At 70.2% G+C, this 25,472-nt stretch carries 23 protein-coding genes; 11 read left to right on the top strand and 12 right to left on the bottom strand.

Annotated features, from left to right (window positions below; genetic code table 11):
* Positions 1 to 56: 56 nt before the first annotated feature.
* A complete protein-coding gene (gene metH, locus FHP08_RS13075; protein WP_147704922.1) occupies positions 57 to 3,911 on the top strand; it encodes a methionine synthase in 3,855 nt (1,284 codons plus the stop codon).
* Between the two features lie 57 nt (positions 3,912 to 3,968).
* On the top strand, positions 3,969 to 4,169 hold the full coding sequence (locus tag FHP08_RS13070; RefSeq protein WP_147704921.1) for a hypothetical protein: 201 nt from the start codon (positions 3,969 to 3,971) through the stop codon (positions 4,167 to 4,169).
* Positions 4,170 to 4,227: 58 nt separating this feature from the next.
* On the opposite strand, the gene FHP08_RS13065 is transcribed toward FHP08_RS13070, so the two are convergent.
* Positions 4,228 to 5,418, bottom strand: coding sequence for an MFS transporter (locus tag FHP08_RS13065; protein ID WP_147704920.1), 1,191 nt, complete (start codon positions 5,416 to 5,418; stop codon positions 4,228 to 4,230).
* A gap of 24 nt (positions 5,419 to 5,442) precedes the next feature.
* Positions 5,443 to 6,684: a phosphoglycerate dehydrogenase gene (gene serA / locus FHP08_RS13060; protein ID WP_147704919.1), complete on the bottom strand. Its 1,242-nt coding sequence runs from the start codon at positions 6,682 to 6,684 to the stop codon at positions 5,443 to 5,445.
* 209 nt (positions 6,685 to 6,893) lie between these two features.
* Here serA and FHP08_RS13055 point away from each other — a divergent pair, with 209 nt between their 5' ends.
* The 3 genes from FHP08_RS13055 to FHP08_RS13045 are packed head-to-tail and all read left to right on the top strand — an operon-like array spanning position 6,894 to position 9,739.
* Complete coding sequence (locus FHP08_RS13055; RefSeq protein WP_147704918.1) at positions 6,894 to 7,883, top strand: TRAP transporter substrate-binding protein; 990 nt, start codon at positions 6,894 to 6,896, stop codon at positions 7,881 to 7,883.
* A gap of 12 nt (positions 7,884 to 7,895) precedes the next feature.
* Positions 7,896 to 8,465 carry a TRAP transporter small permease gene (locus FHP08_RS13050; protein WP_225879129.1) on the top strand — a complete coding sequence of 190 codons (570 nt, stop codon included), beginning with the start codon at positions 7,896 to 7,898 and terminating at the stop codon, positions 8,463 to 8,465.
* Positions 8,462 to 9,739 carry a TRAP transporter large permease gene (locus FHP08_RS13045; protein WP_147704917.1) on the top strand — a complete coding sequence of 426 codons (1,278 nt, stop codon included), beginning with the start codon at positions 8,462 to 8,464 and terminating at the stop codon, positions 9,737 to 9,739. Before FHP08_RS13050 ends, FHP08_RS13045 begins: the two co-directional genes overlap by 4 nt.
* 2 nt (positions 9,740 to 9,741) lie before the next feature.
* Here FHP08_RS13045 and FHP08_RS13040 read toward each other — a convergent pair whose 3' ends face one another.
* The 4 genes from FHP08_RS13040 to FHP08_RS13025 are packed head-to-tail and all read right to left on the bottom strand — an operon-like array spanning position 9,742 to position 13,705.
* Positions 9,742 to 10,923 (bottom strand): CaiB/BaiF CoA transferase family protein, encoded by a 1,182-nt coding sequence (locus FHP08_RS13040; RefSeq protein WP_147704916.1) that lies wholly within the window; start codon positions 10,921 to 10,923, stop codon positions 9,742 to 9,744.
* Positions 10,923 to 12,086: an acyl-CoA dehydrogenase family protein gene (locus FHP08_RS13035; protein WP_147704915.1), complete on the bottom strand. Its 1,164-nt coding sequence runs from the start codon at positions 12,084 to 12,086 to the stop codon at positions 10,923 to 10,925. Before FHP08_RS13035 ends, FHP08_RS13040 begins: the two co-directional genes overlap by 1 nt.
* Before the next feature lie 13 nt (positions 12,087 to 12,099).
* Positions 12,100 to 12,945, bottom strand: a complete 846-nt coding sequence (locus FHP08_RS13030; RefSeq protein WP_147704914.1) for an FAS1-like dehydratase domain-containing protein — start codon at positions 12,943 to 12,945, stop codon at positions 12,100 to 12,102.
* A gap of 10 nt (positions 12,946 to 12,955) precedes the next feature.
* Positions 12,956 to 13,705: an SDR family oxidoreductase gene (locus FHP08_RS13025; protein ID WP_147704913.1), complete on the bottom strand. Its 750-nt coding sequence runs from the start codon at positions 13,703 to 13,705 to the stop codon at positions 12,956 to 12,958.
* A 134-nt stretch (positions 13,706 to 13,839) separates the two neighbouring features.
* On the opposite strand from FHP08_RS13025, the gene FHP08_RS13020 reads away from it, so the two are divergent.
* The 4 genes from FHP08_RS13020 (at position 13,840) to FHP08_RS13005 (ending at position 17,648) form a co-directional block, all read left to right on the top strand.
* Entirely contained in the window at positions 13,840 to 14,718 is an 879-nt protein-coding gene (locus FHP08_RS13020; protein ID WP_147704912.1) for a dihydrodipicolinate synthase family protein, read from the top strand.
* A 115-nt stretch (positions 14,719 to 14,833) separates the two neighbouring features.
* A complete protein-coding gene (locus FHP08_RS13015; RefSeq protein ID WP_147704911.1) occupies positions 14,834 to 15,070 on the top strand; it encodes a hypothetical protein in 237 nt (78 codons plus the stop codon).
* Between the two features lie 186 nt (positions 15,071 to 15,256).
* The gene (locus FHP08_RS13010; protein WP_147704910.1) at positions 15,257 to 16,807 is read left to right on the top strand and encodes a class I adenylate-forming enzyme family protein; all 1,551 of its coding nucleotides are present in this window, start codon (positions 15,257 to 15,259) and stop codon (positions 16,805 to 16,807) included.
* 25 nt (positions 16,808 to 16,832) lie between these two features.
* The gene (locus FHP08_RS13005) at positions 16,833 to 17,648 is read left to right on the top strand and encodes a fumarylacetoacetate hydrolase family protein (RefSeq protein ID WP_147704909.1); all 816 of its coding nucleotides are present in this window, start codon (positions 16,833 to 16,835) and stop codon (positions 17,646 to 17,648) included.
* Positions 17,649 to 17,654: 6 nt separating this feature from the next.
* Here the strand turns inward: FHP08_RS13005 and FHP08_RS13000 are convergent, their stop codons facing one another.
* From FHP08_RS13000 to FHP08_RS12980, 5 genes are all read right to left on the bottom strand, one after another.
* Positions 17,655 to 19,070 (bottom strand): amidase, encoded by a 1,416-nt coding sequence (locus tag FHP08_RS13000; RefSeq protein WP_147704908.1) that lies wholly within the window; start codon positions 19,068 to 19,070, stop codon positions 17,655 to 17,657.
* Between the two features lie 14 nt (positions 19,071 to 19,084).
* Entirely contained in the window at positions 19,085 to 20,383 is a 1,299-nt protein-coding gene (locus tag FHP08_RS12995) for a TRAP transporter large permease (protein ID WP_147704907.1), read from the bottom strand.
* Positions 20,384 to 20,398: 15 nt separating this feature from the next.
* Positions 20,399 to 20,953: a TRAP transporter small permease subunit gene (locus FHP08_RS12990; protein ID WP_222707889.1), complete on the bottom strand. Its 555-nt coding sequence runs from the start codon at positions 20,951 to 20,953 to the stop codon at positions 20,399 to 20,401.
* 120 nt (positions 20,954 to 21,073) lie between these two features.
* Positions 21,074 to 22,117 carry a TRAP transporter substrate-binding protein gene (locus FHP08_RS12985; RefSeq protein ID WP_147704906.1) on the bottom strand — a complete coding sequence of 348 codons (1,044 nt, stop codon included), beginning with the start codon at positions 22,115 to 22,117 and terminating at the stop codon, positions 21,074 to 21,076.
* A gap of 153 nt (positions 22,118 to 22,270) precedes the next feature.
* Entirely contained in the window at positions 22,271 to 22,612 is a 342-nt protein-coding gene (locus FHP08_RS12980) for a DUF1840 domain-containing protein (protein WP_187272291.1), read from the bottom strand.
* 45 nt (positions 22,613 to 22,657) lie between these two features.
* Between FHP08_RS12980 and FHP08_RS12975 the strand changes: the two genes are divergently transcribed.
* Both FHP08_RS12975 and FHP08_RS12970 read left to right on the top strand, forming a co-directional pair.
* A complete protein-coding gene (locus FHP08_RS12975) occupies positions 22,658 to 23,239 on the top strand; it encodes a hypothetical protein (RefSeq protein WP_147704904.1) in 582 nt (193 codons plus the stop codon).
* On the top strand, positions 23,236 to 24,501 hold the full coding sequence (locus FHP08_RS12970) for an MFS transporter (protein WP_147704903.1): 1,266 nt from the start codon (positions 23,236 to 23,238) through the stop codon (positions 24,499 to 24,501). Before FHP08_RS12975 ends, FHP08_RS12970 begins: the two co-directional genes overlap by 4 nt.
* Here FHP08_RS12970 and FHP08_RS12965 read toward each other — a convergent pair.
* On the bottom strand, positions 24,476 to 25,456 hold the full coding sequence (locus FHP08_RS12965) for a DMT family transporter (protein WP_225879128.1): 981 nt from the start codon (positions 25,454 to 25,456) through the stop codon (positions 24,476 to 24,478). The two genes, FHP08_RS12970 and FHP08_RS12965, sit on opposite strands and share 26 nt — an antisense overlap.
* Positions 25,457 to 25,472: the final 16 nt, after the last annotated feature.

Genomic DNA, 25,472 nt, shown 5'->3' with positions numbered 1-25,472 from the left:
GCAAAAAGGAGGCCGGCCGTTAAAATGACCGGTTACTCAGAGAAGGCCCGCCTGCGATGAACCCGACCGAAACCCGTCTGCGCGAACTGCTCGAGAACCGGATCCTGATCCTCGACGGCGCAATGGGGACCATGATCCAGCGCTACCGGCTCGACGAGACCGCCTACCGCGGCGAGCGCTTCGCCGACCTCGGGCACGACGTGAAGGGCAACAACGAGCTGCTGTCGCTCACCCAGCCCCAGGTCATCCGCGAGATCCACGAGCAGTACCTGGCCGCCGGAGCCGACATCGTCGAGACCAACACCTTCGGCGCGACGGCCATCGCCCAGGCCGACTACCGGCTCGCGCACCTGGCCAGCGAGATGAACCTGGCTTCGGCCCGGCTCGCGCGCGAGGCCTGCGACCGCCACTCGACGCCCGAGCGGCCGCGCTTCGTGGCCGGCGCGATCGGCCCGCAGCCCAGGACCGCGTCGATCTCGCCCGACGTCAACGACCCGGCCGCGCGCAACGTGAGCTTCGACGAGCTGCGCGAGGCCTACGCCGAGCAGGTGCGCGCGCTGATCGAAGGCGGCGTCGACATCCTGCTGGTCGAGACCATCTTCGACACGCTGAACGCCAAGGCGGCGGTGTTCGCGATCGACGAGATCCTGTCCGAGCGCGAGGCGCAGGGCCTGCCGCGCCTGCCGATCATGATCTCGGGCACGGTCACCGACGCCTCGGGCCGCATCCTGTCGGGCCAGACGGTCGAGGCCTTCTGGAATTCGCTGCGTCACGCCCGGCCGCTGACCATCGGCCTGAACTGCGCGCTGGGCGCCGCCCTGATGCGGCCCTACGTGCAGGAAATCTCGGACAAGTGCGACACCTTCGTGTGCGTGTACCCGAACGCCGGCCTGCCGAACCCGATGTCGGAAACCGGCTTCGACGAGACCCCGGAGATCACCGCCGGGCTGCTGCGCGAGTTCGCGCAGGCCGGCTTCGTGAACGTGGCGGGCGGCTGCTGCGGCACCACGCCCGAGCACATCGCCGCGATCGCCAAGGCGATCGACGGCCTGCCGCCGCGGCGAGTGCCCGCGCGCCCGCCGGCGCTGCGGCTGTCCGGGCTCGAGGCCTTCAACGTCGACGAGTCCTCGCTGTTCGTCAACGTGGGCGAGCGCACCAACGTCACCGGGTCCAAGGCCTTCGCGCGGATGATCCTGGCCGGCCAGTTCGACGAGGCGCTGGCGGTGGCGCGCCAGCAGGTCGAGAACGGCGCGCAGGTCATCGACATCAACATGGACGAGGCGATGCTCGACTCGGCCGCGGCCATGACTCGATTCCTGAACCTGATCGCCTCCGAGCCCGACATCGCGCGGGTGCCGATCATGATCGACAGCTCGAAGTGGACTGTCATCGAAGCCGGCCTCAAGTGCGTGCAGGGCAAGGCCATCGTGAATTCCATCTCCCTGAAGGAGGGCGAGGAGGAGTTCATCCGCCAAGCCACGCTGTGCCGACGCTACGGCGCCGCGGTCGTCGTGATGGCCTTCGACGAGCGGGGCCAGGCCGACAGCTTCGCGCGCAAGACCGAGATCTGCGCGCGCGTCTACCGGGTGCTCACCGAGAAGGTCGGGTTTCCGGCCGAGGACATCGTCTTCGACCCGAACATCTTCGCGATCGCCACCGGCATCGAGGAGCACGACCACTACGCGGTCGACTTCATCGAGGCCACCCGCTGGATCCGCGAGAACCTGCCGCATGCCAAGGTGTCGGGCGGCGTGTCGAACGTCTCGTTCAGCTTCCGCGGCAACGACCCGGCGCGCGAGGCGATCCATACGGTGTTCCTGTACCACGCGATCCGCAGCGGGCTCACGATGGGCATCGTCAACGCCGGCATGGTCGGCGTCTACGACGACATCTCGCCCGAACTGCGCGAGCGGGTCGAGGACATCGTGCTCGACCGGAGGCCGGCGCTGACCGCCGAGCGCGCGCGCCTGCAGGCCGCCGTCGACGCCGGCGACGCCGCGGCGCGCGAGGCCGCGCAGGCGGCGCTCGATGCCGAGACCGGCAAGAGCGCCACCGAGCGAATGATCGAGTTCGCCGCCACGCTGAAGGCCGGCGGCGCGAAGAAGGAAGAGGACCTCGCCTGGCGGGCCGAGCCGGTCGGGAAGCGGCTGGCCCACGCGCTGGTCCACGGCATCACCAGCTTCATCGTCGAGGACACCGAGGAGGCGCGCGCCGCGATCGCCGCGCGCGGCGGCCGGCCCATCGAGGTGATCGAAGGCCCGCTGATGGACGGCATGAACGTCGTCGGCGACCTGTTCGGCGCCGGCAAGATGTTCCTGCCGCAGGTGGTCAAGTCGGCGCGGGTCATGAAGCAGGCGGTGGCCCACCTGATCCCCTTCATCGAGGAAGAGAAGAAGCTGCTGGCCGAGGCCGGCGCCGACGTGGCCTCGAAGGGCCGCATCGTGGTCGCCACCGTGAAGGGCGACGTGCACGACATCGGCAAGAACATCGTGTCGGTCGTGCTCCAATGCAACAACTTCGACGTGGTCAACATGGGCGTGATGGTCCCCTGCTCGGAGATCCTCGCCAAGGCCAGGGAGGAGAACGCCGACATCGTCGGCCTGTCGGGGCTCATCACCCCCTCGCTCGAGGAGATGGCCCATGTCGCGAAGGAGATGGAGCGCGACCCCTGGTTCCGCGACCGCAGGATCCCGCTGCTGATCGGCGGCGCGACCACCTCGCGGGTGCATACCGCGGTGAAGATCGCGCCGCACTATTCGGGGCCGGTGATCTACGTGCCCGACGCGTCGCGCTCGGTGCCGGTGGCGCAGAACCTGATGTCGCCCGATCACCGCGAGGGCTGGCTGGCCGAGCTGCTCGCCGAGTACGAGCGGGTGCGCGTCCAGCATGCGGGCAAGAAGGGGCCGGCGCTGATCGGCATCGAGGCGGCGCGCGCCAACCGCGAGCCGATCGACTGGGGGCGCAGCGGCCCCGACGGCGGGCCCTGCCAGCCGCCCAGGCCCAAGTTCCTGGGCCGGCGCGAGTTCCGCAACTTCGACCTCGGCGAGCTGGCGCGATACATCGACTGGGGGCCCTTCTTCCAGACCTGGGACCTCGCCGGCGCCTTCCCGGCCATTCTGAACGACGAGGTGGTCGGCGAGTCGGCGCGCCGCGTGTATTCGGACGGCAAGGCGATGCTCGAGCGCATCGTCGCCGGCCGCTGGCTCACCGCCAACGGCGTGATCATGTTCGCGCCGGCCAACTCGGTGGGCGACGACATCGAGCTCTACACCGACGAGACCCGCGCCGCGCGCCTGTTCACCTGGCACAACCTGCGCCAGCAGACCGCCAAGCGCGAGGGTGTGGCCAACAAGTGCCTGGCCGACTACGTGGCGCCGAAGGAGATCGACGGCAAGCCCTCGGGCATCGCGGACTGGATCGGCATGTTCGCGGTGACCGCCGGCATCGGCGCCGAGAAGAAGGAGAAGGAGTTCGTCGCCCTGCTCGACGACTATTCCGCGATCATGTTCAAGGCGATCGCCGACCGCCTGGCCGAAGCCTTCGCCGAATGCCTGCACGCGCGCGTTCGGCGCGACCTCTGGGGCTACGCCGCCGACGAGCAGCTCGGCCACGAGGACCTGGTGGCCGAGCGCTACCGGGGCATCCGCCCGGCGCCCGGCTATCCGGCCTGCCCCGAGCACACGGTCAAGCGGGCGATGTTCGACGCGATGCGCTGCGAGGAGATCGGCATGACGCTGACCGAGAGTTTCGCGATGTCGCCGGCGGCCAGCGTCAGCGGCTTCTACCTGTCGCATCCGCAGGCCGCGTACTTCAACGTGGGGCCGGTCGGGGAGGACCAGCTCGAGGATTACGCGCGGCGATCCGGGCGCAGCCAGGAAGCGCTCCGCAGCGCGCTGTCCGCGTTGTTGTAGGCTGTCGGCGGGCGGCTCTGCCGCGCGGCCAGGCCATCACCGAATACAGGAGTCCAATTGGCAAAACCCAACTACTCGTACGAAAAGCGCCAGCGCGAGCTCGCGAAGAAGCAGAAGAAGGAAGAGAAGCTGCGGCGCAAGGCGGCCGGCGCGCAAGCCGCCGGCGACGACGGGCCCGCGGACCACGAGGCGCCGGACGCCGCGGCCGCTGAAGGCGGCGCAGCGGGCGAAGGCGCGGCGGCCGGCGACGGCGACTGACCCGGAACGCCGGCCCTGATCGGGACCGGCAGCCCCGATCAGGAACCGGGGCGGCGGCTCAGGCCCGGTCCCGGCGCGCTGCCCGCAGCATGGCCGCGCCGGCCAGCGCCGGCAGCACGCCCAGCATCAGGTAGGCGCCTCCGTAGGACCCGCCGTTGCGGATCAGCTCGGCGAAGATCACCGGGCCGCTCATGCTGCCGAAGAAGGTCACGAACTGCGAGGCGCCGGCCAGCGTGGCCATGTCGGCGCGCGACGACTGCCGCGCCAGTTCCGCGAAGAACACTCCGTTCCAGCCCATCACCGTGGCCGCGCAGCAGACCGCCGCGGCCACGATCAGCCCGATGCCGGCCGACTCGCCCAGCAGGGCCAGGCCCGCGCAGGCCAGGGCCATGGCCAGGCCGAGCGCGCCCAGAAGGATGCCGGGCGCCACCCAGCGGTCGGCCACGTGCCCCCAGCCGATCCGCGAGGCGGTGCTCACCAGCTGCGAGCCGGCCAGTACGGCCGCGGCGGTGGACAGCGGCTGGCCCAGTTCGAGGTGCAGGTAGGACACCAGGAAGGTGGTGAAGCAGAGCTGGGTGAAGGCGAAGGCGAACGAGGCCAGGCTCAGCGTGCGCAGGGCCGGGTCGCGGATAACCGTGGCCAGGCCCGCGCGCCACGAGCGGGAGGCCGGCGGGTCGCCGGCCGCGGCTCGCGGCGGATCGAGCTTCGCGACCAGCGGCCTCAGGGCCAGCGCGAGCGCCGCGCAGGCTGCGCCCGCGAGCACGACCGAAGGCCGCCAGCCCAGCGCGTGCAGCCCCAGCGGCATCAGCAGGCCCGCGGACGCCACGCCGAGGGGAACGCCGGTCTGCTTGATCGAGAAGAACAGCCCGCGCCTGGCCGCCGGTGCGTGCCGCGCCAGCAGCGTGGACGCAGCGGGATTGATGATGCCGTAGCCCGTTCCCAGCGCCAGCGCGGCGAGCGCGAGCGGCAGCAGGCTGCCTGCGAGTGCGGCCAGGGTGGCGAGCGCGCAGGCGAGCATGGCGGCCTGCGACACGCGGACCGCGCCGAAGCGCGCGACCCAGGCGCCGCTGGCCAGGCCGGACAGCATCGCGGTCAGGTAGGTCAGGCCCACGAACAGGCCCACGCGCTCGGCGCCGAAGCCCAGCGACGGCGCGACCACCGGCGCCAGCACCGAGGGCGCGGTCGCCACCAGGCTGGCCAGCGTCTGGATCGCGAGCGTGCTGGCCAGCGCCGCGGCCGGATGCGTCATCGGTTCAGGGCGCGGCGACACGCCTCAGTAGAGGATCCGGCAACGGATCGTGCCCTCGATCGCGCTCAACTCGTCCAGCGCCACCTGGCTCGCGTCGCCGTCGATGTCGATGACCACGTAGCCCACCAGCGCGTTGGTCTGCAGGTACTGCGCGGCCACGTTGATGCCCGCGCGCGAGAAGCGCTCGTTGATGTTGGCGATGATGCCCGGCACGTTGCGGTGGATGTGCAGCAGCCGGCACTTGCCGGTGTGCTCGGGCAGCGACACCTCGGGGAAGTTCACCGCCGACACGGTGGACCCGTTGTTGCTGTAGCGGATCAGCTTCTCGGCGACCTCGCCGCCGATGTTGGCCTGGGCCTCGGCGGTCGAGCCGCCGATGTGCGGCGTGAGGATCACGTTGTCGAAGCGGCTGAGGGGCGACTCGAAGCGCGAGTCGTTGCCCCTGGGCTCGACCGGGAACACGTCGATCGCGGCCCCGGCCACCCGGCCGCTGTCCAGCGCCGCGGCCAGCGCGTCGATGTCGACCACGGTTCCGCGCGAGGCGTTGATCAGCAGGCCGCCCGGTTTCATCCGGGCGAGCTGCGGCGCGGCGATCATGTTCATCGTGGCCGGCGTCTCGGGCACGTGCAGCGTGACCACGTCGGCCGCGGCGAGCAGCTCGTCGAGTGACGCCGCCTGCCGGGCGTTGCCCAGCGGCAGCTTCTTCTCGATGTCGTGGAAGACGACCCTCATGCCGAGCAGCTCGGCCAGGATGCCGATCTGCGTGCCGATGTGGCCGTAGCCCACGATGCCCAGCGTCTTGCCGCGCACCTCGAAGGAACCGGCCGCGCTCTTGTCCCAGCCGCCGCGGTGCTGGGCGGCGTTCTTCGCGGGAATCCCGCGCATCAGCATGATGATCTCGCCGAGCACCAGCTCGGCCACGCTGCGGGTGTTCGAAAAGGGCGCGTTGAACACCGGGATGCCGCGCCGGGCGGCCGCGTCGAGGTCGACCTGGTTGGTGCCGATGCAGAAGCAGCCGACCGCGTTGAGCCGGGGCGCCCGCGCGAGCACGTTCTCGGTGAGCCGGGTGCGCGAGCGGATGCCCAGGAAGTGCGCGCCCTCGATGGCCGCGACGAGCTCGTCGCCCGACAGCGCCTTCGCGTGGGTTTCCACGTTCGTGTAGCCGTCGGCGCGCAGCGCTTCGATGGCCGAGGCGTGGATGCCTTCCAGCAGAACGAATTTGAGCCGGTCCTTGGGCACGGACAGGCGGGGCGGCGTGGCGTTCATTTCGGGAAGCTCGCGATCGACGGGAAACCCTCGATGATACCGAGCCGGCGGCATCCCTCCGGCCGCCATGGGATGCGGAGGTCCCGGAGAGGCTTCGATCACATGGGGTGCATTGTTTGTGCCAAAGTCATTAGAATGGGCCGGCGGCCGGGAAACCCCAGGATTCGGGGAACCCGGTCGCCCCGACAACAGAAGGAGGAGGCAACCCCATGAAGCTCGTCGCAGCAATCCTGTCCGGCGCGGTCGCGCTCGGTCTTTCGGCCTCGGCGCTTGCGCAGTCGCCGATAGTGGTCAAGTTCAGCCACGTGGTGGCCGAGTCCACCCCCAAGGGCCAGGGCGCCCTGAAGTTCAAGGAGGTGGCCGAGAAGCTGCTGCCCGGGAAGGTCGAGGTGCAGGTCTTCCCCAGCTCGCAGCTGTTCGGCGACGGCAAGGAGATGGAGGCGCTGCTGCTCGGCGACGTCCACTTCATCGCGCCCTCGCTGTCGAAGTTCGACCGCTACACGAAGAAGATCCAGGTCTTCGACCTGCCCTTCCTGTTCCAGGACCTCGCCGCGGTCGACAGCTTCCAGCAGAGCGCCGACGGCAAGGCCCTGCTCGACGCGATGAAGAACCGCAACCTGCAGGGCCTGGCCTACTGGCACAACGGCATGAAGCAGCTGTCCACGAACAAGGACCAGCTGACCCGGCCCGAGCACGTGAAGGGCCTCAAGTTCCGCATCCAGGCGTCCGACGTGCTCGAGGCCCAGTTCCGCGCGCTCGATGCGAACCCGCAGAAGATGGCCTTCGCCGAGGTGTACCAGGCGCTGCAGACCGGAGTGGTCGACGGCCAGGAGAACACCTGGTCGAACATCCACTCGCAGAAGTTCCACGAGGTCCAGAAGACGATCGCCAACACCAATCACGGCATCATCGACTACATGGTGGTCACCAACGCCAAGTGGTGGGACGGCCTGCCCGCCGACGTGCGCGACGGCCTGAAGAAGGCGATGGACGAGGCGACCACGCATGCCAACAAGCTCGCGGCCGAGCTGAACGAGCGCGACCGCAAGCGCATCGAGGAAGCCGGCAAGGCGAAGATCCAGCCGCTGACCAAGGACGACCTGGCGGCCTGGCAGAAGGCGATGGCCCCGGTCTGGAAGAAGTTCGAGGGCGGCATCGGCGCCGACCTCATCCAGGCCGCGCTCAAGCACAACAAGTAAGCCGGGCCCCGCGTGGTTCGCAACCAAGGCGCCGGATCGACGATCCGGCGCTTCGTGGATCGCTGCGAGTCCTTCCTGCTCGCGGCGCTGCTCACGCTGATGACGCTGATCACCTTCGCGCAGGTGATCGCCCGCTATGTCTTCAACTACAGCTTCGTCTGGGCGCTCGAGCTGACCACCTTCCTGTTCGGCGGGCTGATCTTCTTCGGGATTTCCTACGGGGTGCGGGTCGGCGCGCACATCGGCGTGGACGTCGTCGTCCGGCTGCTCTCCGAGCGGGTCGCGCGGCGCGTGGCGCTCGTCGCGGCGGTGCTGTGCCTGGTCTACGCCGGCATCGTGTTCGTCGGCAGCTGGATCTACGTCGGCAAGATGTACGACATCGGCATCCTCGCGCAGGACATGCCGATTCCGCAGTGGGTGCCCAAGCTGGTCGTGCCGCTGGGTTTCGCGATGCTGCTGGTGCGCTTCGCCGAGGTGCTGTGGCGCATCGCCAGCGGCCGCCAGTCGAGCCTGCTGGGCGATGAGGTGCAGGATGCCCTCAAGCACCGCGCCGACGGGCCCGACGAGGAAACCGCCCGATGACCACGCTCGCGCTGTTCGTCCTGCTCTTCGTCTTCATGCTGATCGGCATGCCGGTGGCGGTCGCGCTGGGCCTGTCCTCGCTGCTCACCATCCTGCTCTTCGGCCAGGACTCGCTCGCCTCGCTTGCGCTCAAGCTCTACGAGACCTCCGAGCACTTCACGCTGCTGGCGATCCCCTTCTTCATCCTGGGGGGGGCCTTCATGACCACCGGCGGCGTGGCGCGCCGGATGATCCGCTTCGCCATCGCCTGCGTGGGCCACCTGCGCGGCGGCCTGGCCATCGCCTCGGTGCTCGCCTGCATGCTGTTCGCGGCGGTCTCGGGCTCGTCGCCGGCCACCGTGGTCGCGGTCGGCTCGATCGTGATCGCCGGCATGGTGCGCGCCGGCTATCCGCAGGCCTTCGCGGCCGGCGTGGTCTGCAATGCGGGCACCCTGGGCATCCTGATCCCGCCCTCGATCGTGATGGTGGTCTACGGCGCGGCCACCGAGACCTCGGTCGGAAAGCTCTTCATGGCCGGCGTGGTGCCGGGCATCCTGCTGGGCCTGCTGCTGGCCATGGCGATCTACGTGCTGGCGAAGAAGATGGACCTGCCGCGCCAGCCACGGGCCTCGCTGCGCGAGGTCCTCGAGTCGGCGCGCGACTCGATCTGGGGCCTGCTGCTGATCGTGATCATCCTGGGCGGCATCTACGGGGGGCTGTTCACGCCCACCGAGGCCGCTGCGGTGGCGGCCGTCTATGCCTTCCTGATCGCGGTGTTCGTCTATCGCGACCTGCGCTGGCCGCAGGTGCCCGAGGTCCTGGTCGATGCCTCGAAGGTCACGGTGATGCTGATGTTCATCATCGCCAACGCGCTGCTGTTCGCGCACGTGCTGACCACCGAGCGGATCCCGCAGACGATCGCCGAGCAGATCCTGGCCTGGGGCATGCCGCCCTGGGCCTTCCTGATCGTGGTGAACATCCTGCTGCTGGTGGCCGGCGCCTTCATGGAGCCCACCGGGATCATCCTGATCCTGGCGCCCATCCTGTTCCCGATCGCCACGCAGCTGGGCATCGACCCGGTCCACCTCGGCATCATCATGGTGGTCAACCTCGAGATCGGGATGGTCACGCCGCCGGTGGGCCTGAACCTGTTCGTGACCGCCGGCATCACGAAGATGCCGATCGGCGCGGTGATCCGCGCCGCCGCCCCCTGGTTGCTGGTGCTGCTCGCCTTTCTGGTCTTGGTCACCTACGTCCCGCAGATCTCGCTGGCGCTGCCGGACCTGCTGTTCTGAAGTCAGATCGCGCGGTCCGCGCGCAGCCGCCCGATCGCGGCAGCGTCGTAACCCAGGCTCGCGAGGATCGCGTCGGTATGCGCGCCCAGCGCAGGGATGTCGTCCATGCGTGGCGCGTCGGCGGCGCTGGCGCCGGGCGGCAGCAGCGCCGGGATCGGGCCGGCGGGCGTGCCCACCTCGGTCCAGCGACCGCGCGCCTTCAGCTGGGGATGCGCCCAGACGTCGGCCATCGTGTTGACCTGCGCATTGGCGATTCCGGCCGCGTCGAGCAAGGCGAGCACGCCAGCGGCATCGTGCGCCGCGAAGGCCTCGACGATGATCGCCCGCAAGGCCGCGCGAGCCTCGTTGCGCCGGGCGCTGGTGTCGAAGCGCGGGTCGACGGCCAGGGCGGGCCGGCCCAGCACCTTGTCGCAGAACACCTGCCACTCGCGTTCGTTCTGCAGGCCCAGCATCACCGTCTTGCCGTCGCCGGTCGGGAAGGGGCCGTAGGGATAGATCGTGGCGTGCGCGGCGCCGGCGCGCGGCGGCTGCGGCGCGCCGTCGAACGCGTAGTACATCGGAAAGCCCATCCATTCGACCATGCTCTCGAGCATCGACACGTCGATGCGCTTTCCCAGGCCGGTGCGGCCGCGCTCGAGCAGCGCGGCCAGGACGTTGCTGTAGGCGTACATGCCGGCGGCGATGTCGGCCACCGAGCAGCCGGCCTTGGCAGGCTCCCCGGGCGTGCCGGTGGTCGACACGAAGCCCGACTCGCTCTGGATCAGCAGGTCGTAGGCCTTCTTGTCGCGGTAGGGTCCGTCGGCGCCGTAGCCGGAGATGTCGCAGACGATCAGCCGCGGATGCCTGGGGTGCAGCGCGTCGAAGGAAAGGCCCATGCGCGCGGCTGCGCCGGGCGCGAGGTTCTGCACCAGCACGTCGGCGCCATCGAGCAGCCTCGACAGGATGGCGGCGGCCTCCGGGTGCTTGAGGTCGAGCGTCAGGCTCTCCTTGGAGCGGTTGGTCCAGACGAAGTGCGAGGCCAGGCCGCGCACCCGCGTGTCGTAGGCGCGGGCGAAATCGCCCACGCCCGGCCGCTCGATCTTGATCACGCGCGCGCCCAGGTCGGCGAGCTGGCGCGTGCAGAAGGGCGCCGCGATCGCGTGCTCGAGCGTGACGACGGTGGTGCCTTCGAGCGGGCGCGCCATCAGAAGGACCTCGGCATGCCGAGCACGTGCTCGGCCACGTAGCTGAGGATCAGGTTGGTGGAGATGGGCGCCACCTGGTAGAGCCGGGTCTCGCGGAACTTGCGCTCGACGTCGTACTCGCAGGCGAAGCCGAAGCCGCCGTGGAACTGGATGCAGGCGTTGGCCGCCTCCCACGAGGCCTTGGCCGCCAGGTACTTGGCCATGTTGGCCTCCGCGCCGCAGGGCTGGTGCGCGTCGTAGAGCTGGCAGGCCTTCCAGCGCATCAGGTTCGCCGCCTCGACCTCGATGTAGGACTCGGCGATCGGGAACTGCACGCCCTGGTTCTGGCCGATCGGGCGGCCGAACACCACCCGCTCGCTCGCGTACTTCGACACCTTGTCGATGAACCAGTAGCCGTCGCCGATGCACTCGGCGGCGATCAGCGTGCGCTCGGCGTTCAGGCCGTCGAGGATGTACTTGAAGCCCTTGCCTTCCTCGCCGATCAGGTTCTCGGCCGGGATCTCGAGCTCGTCGAAGAAGAGCTCGTTGGTCTCATGGTTGACCATGTTGAGGATCGGCCTCACCTCGAGTCCCTTGCCGATCGCCTCGCGCAGGTCGACGATGAAGATCGACATCCCCTCGGACTTCTTCTTCACCTCGGCCAGCGGCGTGGTGCGCGCGAGCAGGATCATCAGGTCGGAGTGCTGGATGCGCGAGATCCAGACCTTCTGGCCGTTGACCACGTAATGGTCGCCCTTGCGCACCGCGGTGGTCTTGATCTTCGTGGTGTCGGTACCGGTGGTCGGCTCGGTCACGCCCATCGACTGCAGGCGCAGGTCGCCGCTGGCGATCTTCGGCAGGTAGCGCTTCTTCTGCGCGGCGGAGCCGTGCCGCAACAGCGTGCCCATGTTGTACATCTGGCCGTGGCAGGCGCCCGAGTTGCCGCCGGCGCGGTTGATCTCTTCCATGATCACCGAGGCCTCGGTCAGGCCGAGGCCCGAGCCGCCGTACTCCTGCGGGATCAGCGCCGCCATCCAGCCGGCCCGGGTGAGCGCGTCGACGAACTCGGCGGGGTAGCCGCGCTGCTCGTCGACCTTGCGGTGGTACTCGGCGGGGAACTCGGCGCAGAGCGCGCGGACCGCGTCGCGGATGTCCTGGTGCGGGTCGGTGTGCGTGTGTTTCATGGCCTTGTGTCGGTCAGTCGAGTTCGGCGGCGGCTTCCATGGTCAGGAAGCCCTCGTGGTCACGGGTCCAGAGCGAGACGCGCCGCTCGGATTCGCGCCGCCCGCAGACCCGGAAGCGATGGATGTCGAAGGCCGGGCGGCGCGCCTTGAACGCGAAGCGGCGCAGGCGCGCTTCGGGCAGATTGCGCCGCAGCAGGTCCACCAGCAGCGTGGCGATCAGCGGGCCGTGCACGATCAGGCCCGGGTAGCCCTCGACCCGGGTGGCGTAGTCGCGGTCGTAGTGGATCCGGTGCCCGTTGAAGGTCAGCGCGGAGTAGCGGAACAGCAGCACCGGGTCGGGCACGATCTCGCGCGAGAACTCGGCCTTCGCGGGCGCGGCCTCGGGCGCGGGCTGCGGCGCGTCCGGCGCCGGGTGGTCGCGGTAGACGATGTCGTGCTCTTCGACGATGGCCACGCCGTTCGCGTCGGCGATCTCGTGGCGCACGGTCACGAAGACCAGCGTGCCGCTTCGGCCCTGCTTGCCGGTCACGTCGAGGATGCGCGAGCTGCGGCGAATCTCGTCGCCCACCTTCGGCGGGTGCCGGAACTCGAGCCGGCCGCCGGCGAACATGCGCCGCGGCAGCTCGACCGGCGGCAGGAAGCCGCCGCGCCGCTCGTGTCCGTCGGGCCCGATGTTGCGGGCCAGGGCGCGCGGCGTGAAGAACATCCAGTGCCACAGCGGCGGCAGCTCGGTGCCCGGCGCGGGGTCCGGATCCTCGCGGTCGAGCGCGGCCGACAGCGAGGCCAGCGGGGCCGGCGTGACGAGGTCGGTCCGCTGCTCGGTGCGGCCGATCCACTCGCGGTAGGTGTCGAGGTCCATGGCGCTGTCCTCAGACCGTGCGGCCGCCGTCGACCGGAAACTCGACCCCGGTCACGAATCCGGCATCGTCGCTGGCCAGGAACACCGCCGCGCGCGCGATGTCGCGAGGCTCGGACAGCCGGCCCATGGGGATCGTGGCGATGAACCTGCTTCGGTTCTCGGGCGTGTCGGGCATGCCCATGAAGGCCTCGAGCATGCCGGTGGCGCCCATCACCGGGCAGATCGCGTTGACGCGGATGTTGTCGGGCGCGAGCTCCACGGCGAGCGACTTCGACATCAGGTTCACCGCGCCCTTCGATGCGTTGTACCAGGTGAGACCCGGCCGTGGCCGCATGCCGGCGGTGGAGCCCACGTTCAGGATCACGCCGCCCTTCTGCCGGCGCATCAGCGGCACCACCGCGTGGACCATGTGGAAGATCGACTTCACGTTGACGTCGAACACCCGGTCGAAGGTCGCCTCGTCGACCTCGAGCAGCGGCTGATTGCGATGGGTGAAGCCGGCATTGTTCACCGCGATGTCGATGCGGCCGAAGCGCGCGAGCGTGGCGGCGACCGCCGCGTCGATGTCGGTTCGCTTCGAGACGTCGCAGGCAACGGCGATCGCGGCCTCGCCCAGCTGCGCCGCGACGGCCTTCGCGCCGGCGGCGTCGACGTCGGCGACCGCGACCTTCGCGCCCTCGGCGACGTACTGGCGCGCGATCTCCGCGCCGAAGCCGCTGGCGGCGCCCGTGACGATGGCGACCCTGTCCTTCAGTTTCATTCGCTCCCCCTTGCGCTGGCCTTGCCCGCGAAGTCTATGTCACCGTAGCGATTGCGCGGGCCTGCAGCGGCTGGGCGTCGTTCAGCTTATCGGGTTCCTGGTGCGTCGCCCGCCCGACCCCCGGAGGCAAGAGCATGGATTTCCACGGTGTCTACCCCTACCTGGTGTCCCCGGTTTCGTCCGACGGCGGCATCGACGCGCCGGTGCTCGCGCGGCTGGTCGACGACCTGATCGCCGCGGGCGTGCACGGCCTGGCGCCGCTGGGGTCCACCGGCGAGTTCGCCTACCTATCGTGGCCGCAGCGCCGCCGGGTGGTCGAGGTCGTGGTCGAGGCCGCGCGCGGCCGGGTGCCGGTGGTGGCGGGCGTGGCGGCCACCACCACCGCGGAAGGCGCCAGGCAGGCCCGCGAGATGCAGGCGCTGGGCGCCGACGGCATCCTGGCGATTCTCGAGGCCTACTTCCCGGTGCCGGACGAGGGCGTCTACGGCTACTTCAGTGCGATCGCGCAGGCCACGCCGCTGCCGGTCGTGCTGTACACGAACCCGAACTTCCAGCGTTCCGACCTGTCGCTGGCGGTCATCGACCGGCTCAGCCGGATCGATAACGTCCGCGCGATCAAGGACGCCTCGAACAACACCGGGCGGCTGCTGTCGATCATCGACCGGGTCGAGGGCCGGATGCAGGTCTGCGCGGCCTCGGCGCACATCCCGGCCTGCGTGATGCTGATCGGCGGCGTGGGCTGGATGGCCGGCCCGGCCTGCCTGGTGCCGCGCCAGAGCGTCGAGCTCTACGCGCTGTGCCGGGCCGGCCGCTGGCCCGAAGCGATGGCGCTGCAGGCGCGGCTCTGGAAGCTGAACGAGGCCTTCGCCCGGCACAACCTGGCCGCCTGCATCAAGGGCGGCCTGGTCATGCAGGGCTACCCGGTGGGCCAGCCGCTGCCGCCGCAGGCGCCGCTGTCGCCCCAGGGCCAGGCCGAGGTGCGCGCGGCCCTCGAGGCGGTGGGCGCGCTGTAGCGGGGGGCGCGATCGGGGCAAAGCATCCGTGCCCATTCCATGGTTACTCGCGCGTCGCCGCGGCGTCGGCCGTCCAATCGGCGGTGCGGCCCCTGACGGGCCGATGGAGGAAACCATGAAGAAGACGATCGCGGTCCTCTTGTTCGCCATTTCCGGCCTGGCGGTTGCCAGCAACTGCCCCAACGAGATGAAGGACATCGATGCCGCCCTCGGCAAGGGACCGGCCCTCGCGGCCGCGCAGATGGAAGAGGTGAAGAAGCTGCGTGCCGACGGTGAGCGCCTGCACAAGGAAGGCAAGCACGCCGAATCGATGGCGGCGCTGCAGCAAGCGAAGCGCCTGCTCGGCATCTAGGCGACCGAGTTGTCCAGGGAAGCTCGCGCTTTCCGTAGAAGCGCGGGATCTCCGCAGAAGTCGTAGCCGTGCGAGACGGGCGGCCGCGTGGGGTGCGCGGCCTCCGTCCGGTCAGGCGGGACGCCCCCGCACACCCGCTATCATCACGAACCGCTCCTGCCCATCCCCTTCCCCTTCTCCGGACAGATGCTCCCCATCGAAGCCTTCATCGAGCAGCCCTTCGCGGTCATGACCGACGCGCTGAGGCTGCACGCGGCGGCCGCGCCCGAGCGCGTCGCGCTGATCCTCGACGACCGCAGGCTGCGCTACGGCGAGCTCGACGCGCTGGTCGATCGCGCCGCAGCGGCGCTGCAGCGCGACGGCTGCGGCAAGGGCGACGTCGTGGCGATCTGCGCGGCCACCTCGATCGAGTACCTGGTCGCCTACCTGGGCGCGGTGCGCGCCGGGTTGGCGGTGGCGCCGATGTCGCCCTCGCTCAAGCCCGAGACGCTGGCGGCCATGCTGAAGGATGCCGAGGCGCGCCAGCTCTTCCTCGATGCGAGCACCGAGGCCCTGGTGGCCGGCGACACCCCGGCCGCGCGCATCGCCCTCGATGGCTCGGGCTGCGGGCAGGCTTTCGAGGCCTGGCTCGCGCCGGCGGGCAGCCGACCGGCGCCGGTGGACATCGGCCCCGACGACGCCTTCAACATCATCTATTCGTCGGGCACCACCGGCACGCCCAAGGGCATCGTGCAGCCGCACTCGATGCGCTGGATGCACGCCAGGCGCGGGCCCTTCTACGGCTACACGAAGGATTCGGTCGGCATCCTGAGCACGCCGCTCTACTCGAACACCACGCTGGTCCACACCTTCCCGGCGCTGACCATGGGCGGCGCCCTGGTGCTGATGAAGAAGTTCGACGTGGTCCGCTTCTTCGAGCTGGTGCAGGCGCACCGGGTGACCCACGCGATCCTGGTGCCGGTGCAGTACCAGCGGATCATGGACCACCCGGACTTCGACCGCTACGACCTGTCCTCGCTGGCCAACCGGTTCTCGACCAGCGCGCCCTTCCCGCCGGAGCTCAAGGCCGAGGTGCTGCGCCGCTGGCCGGGCAAGCTGGTCGACACCTACGGCATGACCGAAGGCGGCGGCGCCTGCATGCTGAACGCCCACGAGTTCCCCGGCAAGCTGCATACGGTGGGCCGGCCGGCCAACGGCCACACGATCCTGCTGATCGACGAGCAGGGCCGCGAGGTGCCGCCCGGAGAGGCCGGCGAGATCGTCGGCCACTCGCCGGGGATCATGAGCGGCTACCGCAACCAGCCTGCGCTCACCGCCGAGGCCGAGTGGCTCGCGCCCGACGGCCGCCGCTTCATCCGCACCGGCGACATCGGCCGCTTCGACGAGGACGGCTTCCTGGTGCTGATGGGCCGCAAGAAAGACATGATCATTTCCGGCGGCTTCAACATCTACCCGGTGGACCTCGAGGCCGAGCTGCGCCAGCACCCCGACGTGGCCGACTGCGCGGTGTTCGGCGTGTCCTCGCGCGAATGGGGCGAGACGCCGGTGGCCTTCGTGGTGTCGCGCTCCGGCGGCCAGGCCGTCGCCGCCGACGCGCTGCGTGCCTGGGTCAACGACCGGCTCGGGCGGATGCAGCGGATCGCCGACCTGCGTTTCGTGGACACGCTGCCGCGCAGCTCGATCGGCAAGGTACTGAAGCGGGAGCTGCGCGAGGCCTACGAGCGCGCGCACTCCTGATGGCCAGACACGCGAGGATCCTGGAATGACGACTCCCGACATCGGCGCGATCGCCGAAGCCCTGATGGGTGCCCGCCGCGACGGCAAGGCCCTGGACCCCGTCGCCTGGCAGGCGGCTATTCCCGACATGGACGCGGCCTACGCGGTGCAGGCCGCGGTGGCCGACGCGCAGGGCTGGTTCGTCCGCGCCGCGCCGCGCGCCTGGAAGTCGGGCGGGCCGTCGCGAAGCCAGGTGCTCACGCATGCGCCGCTGCCGCCGGCCGGGGTCAGGATGAGCCCCGCCGACTACGGCGACATGCGCTTCTTCGCGCCGCTGATCGAGATCGAGGTGGCCCTGCGGCTGGCGCAGGCGGTCTCGGCGGAAACGGCCGCGGCCCTGGCTTCGGCGGCCGAGCGCGCCGACGAGGCCGGCCGCGCCGAGCTGGCCGACCGGATCGCCGACGAGCTGGTCGATGCGATGTGCGTGTCGATCGAGGTGGTCGACAGCCGCTGGGCCGACCCCGCGCGGGCCACCGCGCCGATGAAGCTTGCCGACCTGCAATCGCACGGCGCGCTCGCGCTGGGCGCGTGGGTGCCGTACGCGCGACGCGACTGGTCGGCGCAGCGCTGCGAGGTCACGATCGGCGCCGCCGCGCCGGTGGCGCGCACCGGCACGCATCCGCTCGGCTCGCCGACCTGGCTGTTGCCGGTGTGGCTGAAGCACGCCACGCGCAGCGGCGCGGCGGTGCCCGACGGCACCGTGGTCACGACGGGCGCCTGGGCCGGCATGCTTCCTGCCCAGGCCGGCGACGAGGTGACGGCCGCGTTCGAGGGCATCGGCAGCGCGACCGTCAGGATCTGAGCCCAATCAGATCGGCGGCCAGCGATCCGCCCATGGGTGGGCGCGCTCGAACTGGCGGGCCAGCGCGCAGAGGAGCCCGTCGGCGCCGGGGCGCCCGATCAGCTGGAAGCCGAGCGGCAGGCCGTCCGGCGACGGGTCCGCCGGGATCGTGATGGCCGGCAGGCCGGCCGCGTTGACGAAGGCGGTGAACACCGCGTGCGCGCGCGGGCCGGCCGCGCGGCCGTCGATGACCGACGGGAAGACCTCCGAGGACGGCCACGCCAGCGCGGCCGTGGTCGGCGTCATCACGAAGTCGACCGTCTCGAACAACTCGGCGAAGCGCCTGCGCAGCCGCGCGACCTCGTCGAGCGCGCCGAGATACTGCGCCGCGCCAAGCTTGCGCGCGCTTTCGAGCATCGGCTTCAAGGGCTCGCTGAGCAGCGCTTCCTTGCCCTCGTGCCGCGTCATCAGCCAGGCCAGGCCGGTCTGGCTGATGATTGGCCAGCTGATGGCGTTCACGGCGTCGGCGAGGTCGAAGCGAGGGTCCTCCTCGAGGCGGTGGCCGAGGGCCTCGAGCCGTTGCGCCGCACCGGCCACGGAAGCGCGGATGATGGGGTCGACCGGCGAGTCGCCGAAGCGCGGCACGAACCGGATCCGCACCGGCGCTGCCTCGGTCGGCACTTCGAACGGCCGGCCTTCGAAGCGCGCCGACAGCGGGTCGCGCGGGTCGGGGGCGGCCATCACCCGCATGAACGCGATCAGGTCGTCGACACGCCGGGCGATCGGCCCGATCACCTCGAAGTCGTGAAGCACCGCTGGAAACCCGTCGATCCGCGCCACGCGGCCGGTGGAGGGCTTGAGTCCGACCAGCCCGGTATGCGAGGCGGGGCGGCGGATCGAACCGCCGCCGTCGGTGCCGATGGCCACGGGGCCGATGCCGGCCGCCACGGCGGCCACGGCGCCGCCGCTGGAACCGCCCGGCGTCAGCCCGGTGTTCCACGGGTTTCGCGTGAGGCCGAATACGCGGTTGTCGGTGTAGCCCTGGAGCGTGAACTCGGGCACGTTGGTCTTTCCGAGGATGACCGCGCCGGCCGCGCGCAGCCTGGCCACAGGCAGCTCGTCGCGCTCCGGAACGAAGTCGGCGTACAGCAGGCTGCCCCAGGTGCTGCGCATGCCGGCCACCGGGATGTTGTCCTTGATAGTGATCGGCACGCCGTCGATCGGCGACAGCGGACGCCCTTCGCGCCAGCGCGCGGCGCTGGCTTCGGCAGCCTTGCGGGCGCCGGCCGCGTCGAGGGTGACGACCGCGTTCAGGGTCGGGTCGACTGCGTTGCGGCGGGCCAGGACGGCATCGAGGACTTCGACCGGATCGGGGCCGCTGGCGCCGAAGCCGGCGGCCAGCTCGGTGGCGGAGCGCTGCCACAGGGCGGAGGTTTCGTTCATGGGAGACGATCGGTTCAGGACATCTTCTCGGGGAGCCAGGTCACGATCTCGGGCACGAACCACATCAGCAGCGTGAACAGGATCAGCATGATCACGTAGGGCCAGATGCCGCTGATGACGTCGCCGATCGGACCGCCGTCGGTGCGCACGCCCTGCACCACATAGAGGTTCATGCCGACCGGCGGCGTGATCAGCGCGATCTCGCTCATCAGCACGATGAACACGCCGAACCAGATCGGGTCGATGCCGAGGGCCATCGCGATCGGATAGACGATCGGGATCGTCGTCACCTGCATCGACAGCACCTCGAGGAACATGCCGAGGATGACGTAGAAGACGATCAGCAGCAGGATGAACGTGGTCGGGGTGACGCCGATCGACGTCACCGCGCGGCTCAGCATCTGCGGCACGTCGAGCGCGTTGAGCGTGACGTTCAGGATGAAGGCCGCGGCGATGATCAGCGCGATCATGCCGGTGAGCGACGCGGTGTTGCGGAAGGCGTGGTTGAGCGCCTTCCAGCTCATCGAGCCCGCCATCGCGGCCAGCACCAACGCCATCAGCACGCCGAGGGCGGCCGACTCGGTGGGCGTGGCGATGCCGGCGTAGATGCTGCCCATGACGACGCCGAAGATCGCGAAGGGCGGCAGCAGGTGGCGCGACTGGCGGATCTTCTCCGCGAGCGGGATCGGCTGCTCGGCGCGCGCCGTGCCGTTGCGGCGCAGGCTGTCGAGCATGATCCAGGCCATGAACAGCAGGGACAGCAGGATGCCCGGGATGACTCCGGCGATGAACAGCTTGCCGACCGAGTTGTTCGTGATCGAGCCGTAGACCAGCATGGCCACGCTGGGCGGGATCAGGATGCCGAGCGTGCCGCCGGCCGCCAGCGAGCCGAGCGTGGGGCCCATCGGGTAGCCGCGTTCGCGCATGGTCGGCAAGGCCACCGTGCCGATCGTGGCCGACGTGGCGACCGACGAGCCGCAGGTGGCCGCGAACAGCGCGCACGACGCGATGTTGGTGTGCATCAGGCCGCCGGGAAGCCGTCCGACCCAGGCGGCCAGGGAACCGTACATCCGGTCGGCCAGGCCGGTGCGCAGCAGCAGCTCGCCGAGCAGGATGAACAGCGGGATGGCGGTCAGCGAGTTCTCGTTCTGCACGCCCCATACGACGCTGCCGAGCGACTGCACCATCGGCGCGCCGATCATCGCCAGGCCGCCGATCAGCCCGGCCGCGGCGAGCGTGACGGCGACCGGCACGCTGAAGAGAAGCGTTGCGAGGGCAACGAGGAAACCGATCGTGATCGTGGAGATTGCCATGTCCGGGGCTCCCGATCAGCGCTTGTTCAGGTCTTCGAGCTCGGCCGCGAGCTCGTCCTGCGCGCTCTTCGGGCCGAACTCGGCAACCATCTGCGCGCTGCGGCCGCGCAAGAGCATCCAGGTGGCGCGCACCGCGGCGGCCAGCGCGACCAGCGCGAAGATCACCAGCGTGGCGTACCAGATCCCCTGCGGGTAGATCAGCGGGGTGGCCCAGGGCGTGGGCGCGTTGCTGCGGAATTCGATCGTTTCGTCGACGACGAGCCAGCCGACGTAGGCGAGCAGCAGCGCGAGCGCCGCCATCGAGACGACGGACACCCAGTCGAGCAGCGCGCGAGCCGTGGCGGGCAGCAGGGCCTGAATCAGGTCGATGCGGATGTGGGCGCGCTCGACGAAGGCGATCGTGAATGCGAGGCCCGAGCCGACGGCGAGAATGTAGCCCCCCAACTCGTCGGCGCCTTGCAGCGAGAAGGAGAACAGCTTGCGCGCGACGGTCTCGCCGACGACGATCAGGGACAGCGCGATGAACATCCAGCCGAACAGGGCGGACAGGAAACCGGTGAAACGGGACAACGCAGCGACTCCGGAAAGGAACCTGGGCGCAGGGCGGACGAACGCGAATGCGGTATGCGCCTACGGCGGGGGCGCACCGGCCCCCATGGGGGGCCGGCCTTGCGCGGACAGACTGCCCGTTTACTTGACGCCTGCGATGCCGCCGAGGGCGGCCTTCCAGACGTCGCCGCAGCCCTTGTAGGACTTCTCGCAGACTTCGGCCCAGGCCGGGAACGAGACCTTGCCCACGGCATCGCGCACCAGCGCCTGGTCGGCGGGCGACACCGGCACTTCCTTCATGGCGTACTTCTTGACCGTCGTGCAGGGCTCCTTGCCCACGTTGCAGCGCAGCGCGTCGTCGAACAACTCCTTCGAGTAGTCGAAGATGTCCTGCTCGAGCTTGCCGAACGCGGCCGTCAGCTTCTGCTGCTGGTCGGGGGTCATCTTGTTCCAGGTGTCGAGGTTGATCGCGTAGGCCTGGATCGCCGCCTGGAAGCCGATCGGCATGAAGTACTCGGTGACCTCGGGCCAGCCGGCGCTGTTGGCCGAGCTCGCGCCGGTGATCGCGCAATCGACGACGCCTCGCTGCAGTGCCTGCTGGGTCTCGCCGAAGGCCAGGGTGACCGGGATGCCGCCGAGCTGCTCGATGAACTTGGCCAGCGACTGGTCGTAGACACGGACCTTCAAGCCCTTGAGGTCGGCCAGTCCCTTGATTTCGGGCTTGCAGAACAGCACCTGCGGACCGAAGGGCCAGAGTGCGAGCAGCTTCGCCTTGAAGCGATCCTGCAGCCGCTTGTCGAAGGGCTCGCGGTACGCCGCAAGGACCTTGCGGGTCGTCTCGTAGTCGGGGTTGAGGCCGACCAGGTCGAGACCCAGCACGAAGGGCTCGTCGCGCGAGACCTGGGCGAGGCGCAGCGAGACGATGTCGAAGAGGCCCGAGCGCAAGGTGCGCAGGCCTTCGGTGTCCTTGATGCCCAGCGCGTCCATCGGCTTGTAGTCGACTTCGACGTTCAGTCCGCTGATCTTGCTGAGGTTCTCGAAGAAAGGCTGCTCCTTGTGCTGCAGGATCAGGCCGGTGGCGAGCAGGTTGCCGGCCACCCGCAGCTTCTGGACCTGGGCCTGGGCGGCGCCTGCAAAGGCAATGCAGCCAGCGACCAGGCCGGCGGTGAGTGTCTGTTTCAGCATCTACTTTTCTCGGTTGGTGAGCCGGCGGAGTGCATCGTGGATCGGATCTCCGAACCACGGTGGTGCATCATATGAGCGTGATCGATGGCGCGCAATCGGCACATGCGTTGACGACCCTGCCCTGGCCGGCGCTCGGGAAAGCGCGGGGCCCCCTCAGACCCCCCAGGTGATCTCCCGCCCGCCCTTCTGCGCCTCGAGCAGCATTTCCACGAAGGGCCAGGCGCGCTGCGCGTGGGTCACCGTCGCGGCGGGCGATTCCTCGTCCTCGCCATCCTCTTCTTCCTCGCGGTGCGCGCTCTCGCGTCGCGCCTCCCGCACCGCGCGCTTGTCCTCTTCGATGGCCTTGCGCAGCGCCTCGATCGCGGCGGGCATCTGTTCCACGGTGATGATCCCCTGCGGGCCCGGCTGCTTGCCGATCACCCCGAGGATCCATTCGGCCGGCCCCTTGTTCATGACGACCGTTCCGGTTACTCGCGACTTGAACTCGTAGATCATTGTTGCCTCCGTGGGCGGCGCCCTGCCGATTGCTAACATTAGCCGATGCCTGCCCTTGCTGCACGGTCGCTTCGCGCGATGCGCCCGCTTCCCTGGTTCGCGGCCGTCCTCGTGGCGTGCGCCGCGCTGTCGGCCTGCGCCCCCCGCCACGACTGGCGCGAGATCCGCGCCGACGAAGACCACTACCTGGCGATGATGCCGGCCCGGCCCGACCGGATGACCCGGCCGATCGATCTCGACGGCATGCCGGTGAACATGACCATGCAGGGCGCGCGCATCGACGGCGTGGCCTTCATCGTCGGTGCGGCGCCGCTGCCCGACGCGTCGGTCGCGGTGCGCGAGCGCGCGCTGGCCGCGATGCGCACCGCCATGGTCCGCAATATCCAGGGCACGGAATCGCGGGCCGACGCGGTCGCGGTGCCGGTCGTCGACGCCTCGGGCCGCGCGGTGGGATCGGCGCCGGGCTGGCGGATCGAAGCAAGGGGCAGGGTCGGCGAGCGCGCGGTGTCGCTGCACGCGGTGTTCGCGTCGCGTGGCGGCCGGGCCTGGCAGGCGGTGGTGCTGGGTCCCGATCCGGAGCCGGATCCGGCCCGGATCTTCCTCGACGGCTTCCGGATCCTCGAATGAGCGCGGCGGCCTCGACGAGCGCGAACCCGAAAGCGGCCGGCACGATCCTTCCGGCCGGCGCCGCCATCCGCGTGTTCCTCGCCTTCGCGGGCGGCTACTTCATGTCGTACGCGCTGCGCTCGGTCAACGCGATGATCTCGCCGGCGCTGATCGCGGAGTTCGGGCTCAGCAACGCGCAGCTCGGCTCGCTGTCGGCCGCCTACTTCTTCGCCTTCGCGGCGCTGCAGCTGCCGCTGGGCATCTGGCTCGACCGCTTCGGCTCGCGTCGGGTCGACGCCTCGCTGTTGTTGGTGGCCGCTGTCGGCTGCGGCGTCTTCGCGCTGGCCACCGGGCCGACGACGCTCTGGATCGGGCGGGCGCTGATCGGCGCCGGCGTGGCCGGCGCGCTGATGTGCTCGCTGCGTGCCTTCCGATTCTGGTACGCGGCCGAGCGACAGCAGCAGCTCGCCGCGTGGATGCTGGTGGCCGGCACGCTGGGCGCGCTGGTCACCACCGTGCCGGTTCAGCTGGCGCTGCCGTTGCTGGGCTGGCGCGGCGTGTTCTGGGTCTCGGCGGCGCTGCTGGCCTGCGCCAGCGCGGCGATCTTCTTCCTGCTGCCGCACGAGCCGCTGCAGCCGCCCAGGAAGGGCGAGTCTCAGTGGGCCGGCTATCTCACGGTGTTCTCCACGCCCTATTTCTGGCGCTTCGCGATCCCCGCGATGCTGATCCAGTCGAGCTTCATCGCCTTCCAGAGCCTGTGGATCGGTCCCTGGTTCCGCCAGGTGCTGGGCATGGGGCTGGAGGAATCGGCGCGCGCGCTCTTCGTGTTCAACACGGTGCTGATGTTCGCCTACCTGGCGCTGGGCCTGGCGGCGCCCCGGCTGTCGCGGCGCGGCTGGTCCACGCTGTCGGTGGTGTCGGCCGGCTCGATGCTGCTGCTGGCAATCGAGCTTGCGATCGCCTTCGCAGGCGGCCCGCGCGCATGGCTGCTCTGGCTGGGGGTGGCGGTGGTGGTCACGGTCTATACGCTCACGCAGACCCACGTGAGCCTGGTGTTCCCGGAGCGGCTGACCGGGCGGGCCTTCACCGCCTTCAACCTGATCATCTTTGCCGGGATGTTCCTCGCGCAGTGGCTGTTCGGCGTGGCGGTCGACGCGCTGGGCGGCTCGGCCGAGGGCGGGAGCGGCTTCCGCAACGCGATGGGGGTCTGGGTGGCGGCGCAGGCGGCCGCGGTGGCCTTGCTGGTGCTCTGGCGGGTCAAGCCGCCGCGCCACGAGGACTGAAGGCGCGCACGCCGAGCACCACGCCGGCAACGAGCAGCGCGATTCCCAGCCAGCTTCCGGCCGGCGGCCATTCACCGCGCCAGGCGAAGCCCATCGCCAGGGCCGACAGCGTCTCGAACACGATCAGCTGTCCGGCCAGCGAGGTCGGCAGCAGCTGGCTCGCGCGGTTCCAGCACAGGGTGCCGAGCCAGGAGGCCAGCAGCCCGATCGCCAGCATCAGGCCCAGGAACAGCGTCGGCCGCGAGCCGAGCGGCCAGTCGAATCCGGGAGCGGTAGAACCGGGCAGCGCCAGCGCCGGCAGTCCGAACAGGCCGCCCGAAGCCAGGCCCAGCGCCAGCCAGCCGGCCAGCGCCAGCGGCAGCGTGGTGAGCCCCTGCGCGGTGGCCCAGGTGTCGGAGCGCAGCCCGGGCCGGGCGCGCATCCAGGCGGCGTTGCGGATCGGGTACCAGGTCCAGCAGGCCACCGCGGCGGCCGCGAGCAGGACGCCTTCCAGCAGGCCGCCTTCGATGGCGCCCGCGCCCAGCTTGGCCAGCTCGTCGCGGTTCACCAGCAGGATGCCGGCGGCGATCACCGCGAGCGGCACGGCCAGGCGCCGCCAGGGCAGGGCCCGAGCGCCCAGGTTGGATGCGATCGCGATGACCACGGGCAGGCTGCCCACGATCATGGTGGGCAGGGGCGGGCCTGCCGCCTGCACCGCGGCGGCCAGGAAGCCGTAGTACAGCAGGTTCCCCACCAGCGAGAGCTTTGCCGCCTCGATCCAGTCGGCCCGGGTCAGCGCGGCGATGGCCCGCCGGCTGGCCAGGGCGATCGGCACCGCGATCAGGCCGAAGGCCAGGTAGCGGCTCACCGACAGGACGGCCGGCGGGTAGTCGTGCAGGATGGCCGGCGCCACGAAGACCAGCCCCCACATCAAGCCTGCCGCGAGGGCCCAGGCGATGCCCAGCGGGGTATTCACGAGGCCGTGTTCACGA

The sequence above is a fragment of the Zeimonas arvi genome (assembly GCF_008039575.1).
GTDB classification, from domain to species: Bacteria; Pseudomonadota; Gammaproteobacteria; order Burkholderiales; family Burkholderiaceae_E; genus Zeimonas; species Zeimonas arvi.
Note: the sequence above shows the minus strand (reverse complement) of the source record. Positions and strands in the feature narration are given on the sequence as shown.

Bases quoted from the DNA above. Each gene is read 5' to 3' on its own strand.
- metH (WP_147704922.1), top strand. From the start codon at position 57: ATGAACCCGACCGAAACCCGTCTGCGCGAACTGCTCGAGAACCGGATC.
- FHP08_RS13065 (WP_147704920.1), bottom strand. From the start codon at position 5,418: ATGACGCATCCGGCCGCGGCGCTGGCCAGCACGCTCGCGATCCAGACG.
- serA (WP_147704919.1), bottom strand. From the start codon at position 6,684: ATGAACGCCACGCCGCCCCGCCTGTCCGTGCCCAAGGACCGGCTCAAA.
- FHP08_RS13055 (WP_147704918.1), top strand. From the start codon at position 6,894: ATGAAGCTCGTCGCAGCAATCCTGTCCGGCGCGGTCGCGCTCGGTCTT.
- FHP08_RS13045 (WP_147704917.1), top strand. From the start codon at position 8,462: ATGACCACGCTCGCGCTGTTCGTCCTGCTCTTCGTCTTCATGCTGATC.
- FHP08_RS13040 (WP_147704916.1), bottom strand. From the start codon at position 10,923: ATGGCGCGCCCGCTCGAAGGCACCACCGTCGTCACGCTCGAGCACGCG.
- FHP08_RS13035 (WP_147704915.1), bottom strand. From the start codon at position 12,086: ATGAAACACACGCACACCGACCCGCACCAGGACATCCGCGACGCGGTC.
- FHP08_RS13030 (WP_147704914.1), bottom strand. From the start codon at position 12,945: ATGGACCTCGACACCTACCGCGAGTGGATCGGCCGCACCGAGCAGCGG.
- FHP08_RS13025 (WP_147704913.1), bottom strand. From the start codon at position 13,705: ATGAAACTGAAGGACAGGGTCGCCATCGTCACGGGCGCCGCCAGCGGC.
- FHP08_RS13020 (WP_147704912.1), top strand. From the start codon at position 13,840: ATGGATTTCCACGGTGTCTACCCCTACCTGGTGTCCCCGGTTTCGTCC.
- FHP08_RS13015 (WP_147704911.1), top strand. From the start codon at position 14,834: ATGAAGAAGACGATCGCGGTCCTCTTGTTCGCCATTTCCGGCCTGGCG.
- FHP08_RS13010 (WP_147704910.1), top strand. From the start codon at position 15,257: ATGCTCCCCATCGAAGCCTTCATCGAGCAGCCCTTCGCGGTCATGACC.
- FHP08_RS13005 (WP_147704909.1), top strand. From the start codon at position 16,833: ATGACGACTCCCGACATCGGCGCGATCGCCGAAGCCCTGATGGGTGCC.
- FHP08_RS13000 (WP_147704908.1), bottom strand. From the start codon at position 19,070: ATGAACGAAACCTCCGCCCTGTGGCAGCGCTCCGCCACCGAGCTGGCC.
- FHP08_RS12995 (WP_147704907.1), bottom strand. From the start codon at position 20,383: ATGGCAATCTCCACGATCACGATCGGTTTCCTCGTTGCCCTCGCAACG.
- FHP08_RS12985 (WP_147704906.1), bottom strand. From the start codon at position 22,117: ATGCTGAAACAGACACTCACCGCCGGCCTGGTCGCTGGCTGCATTGCC.
- FHP08_RS12980 (WP_187272291.1), bottom strand. From the start codon at position 22,612: ATGATCTACGAGTTCAAGTCGCGAGTAACCGGAACGGTCGTCATGAAC.
- FHP08_RS12975 (WP_147704904.1), top strand. From the start codon at position 22,658: ATGCCTGCCCTTGCTGCACGGTCGCTTCGCGCGATGCGCCCGCTTCCC.
- FHP08_RS12970 (WP_147704903.1), top strand. From the start codon at position 23,236: ATGAGCGCGGCGGCCTCGACGAGCGCGAACCCGAAAGCGGCCGGCACG.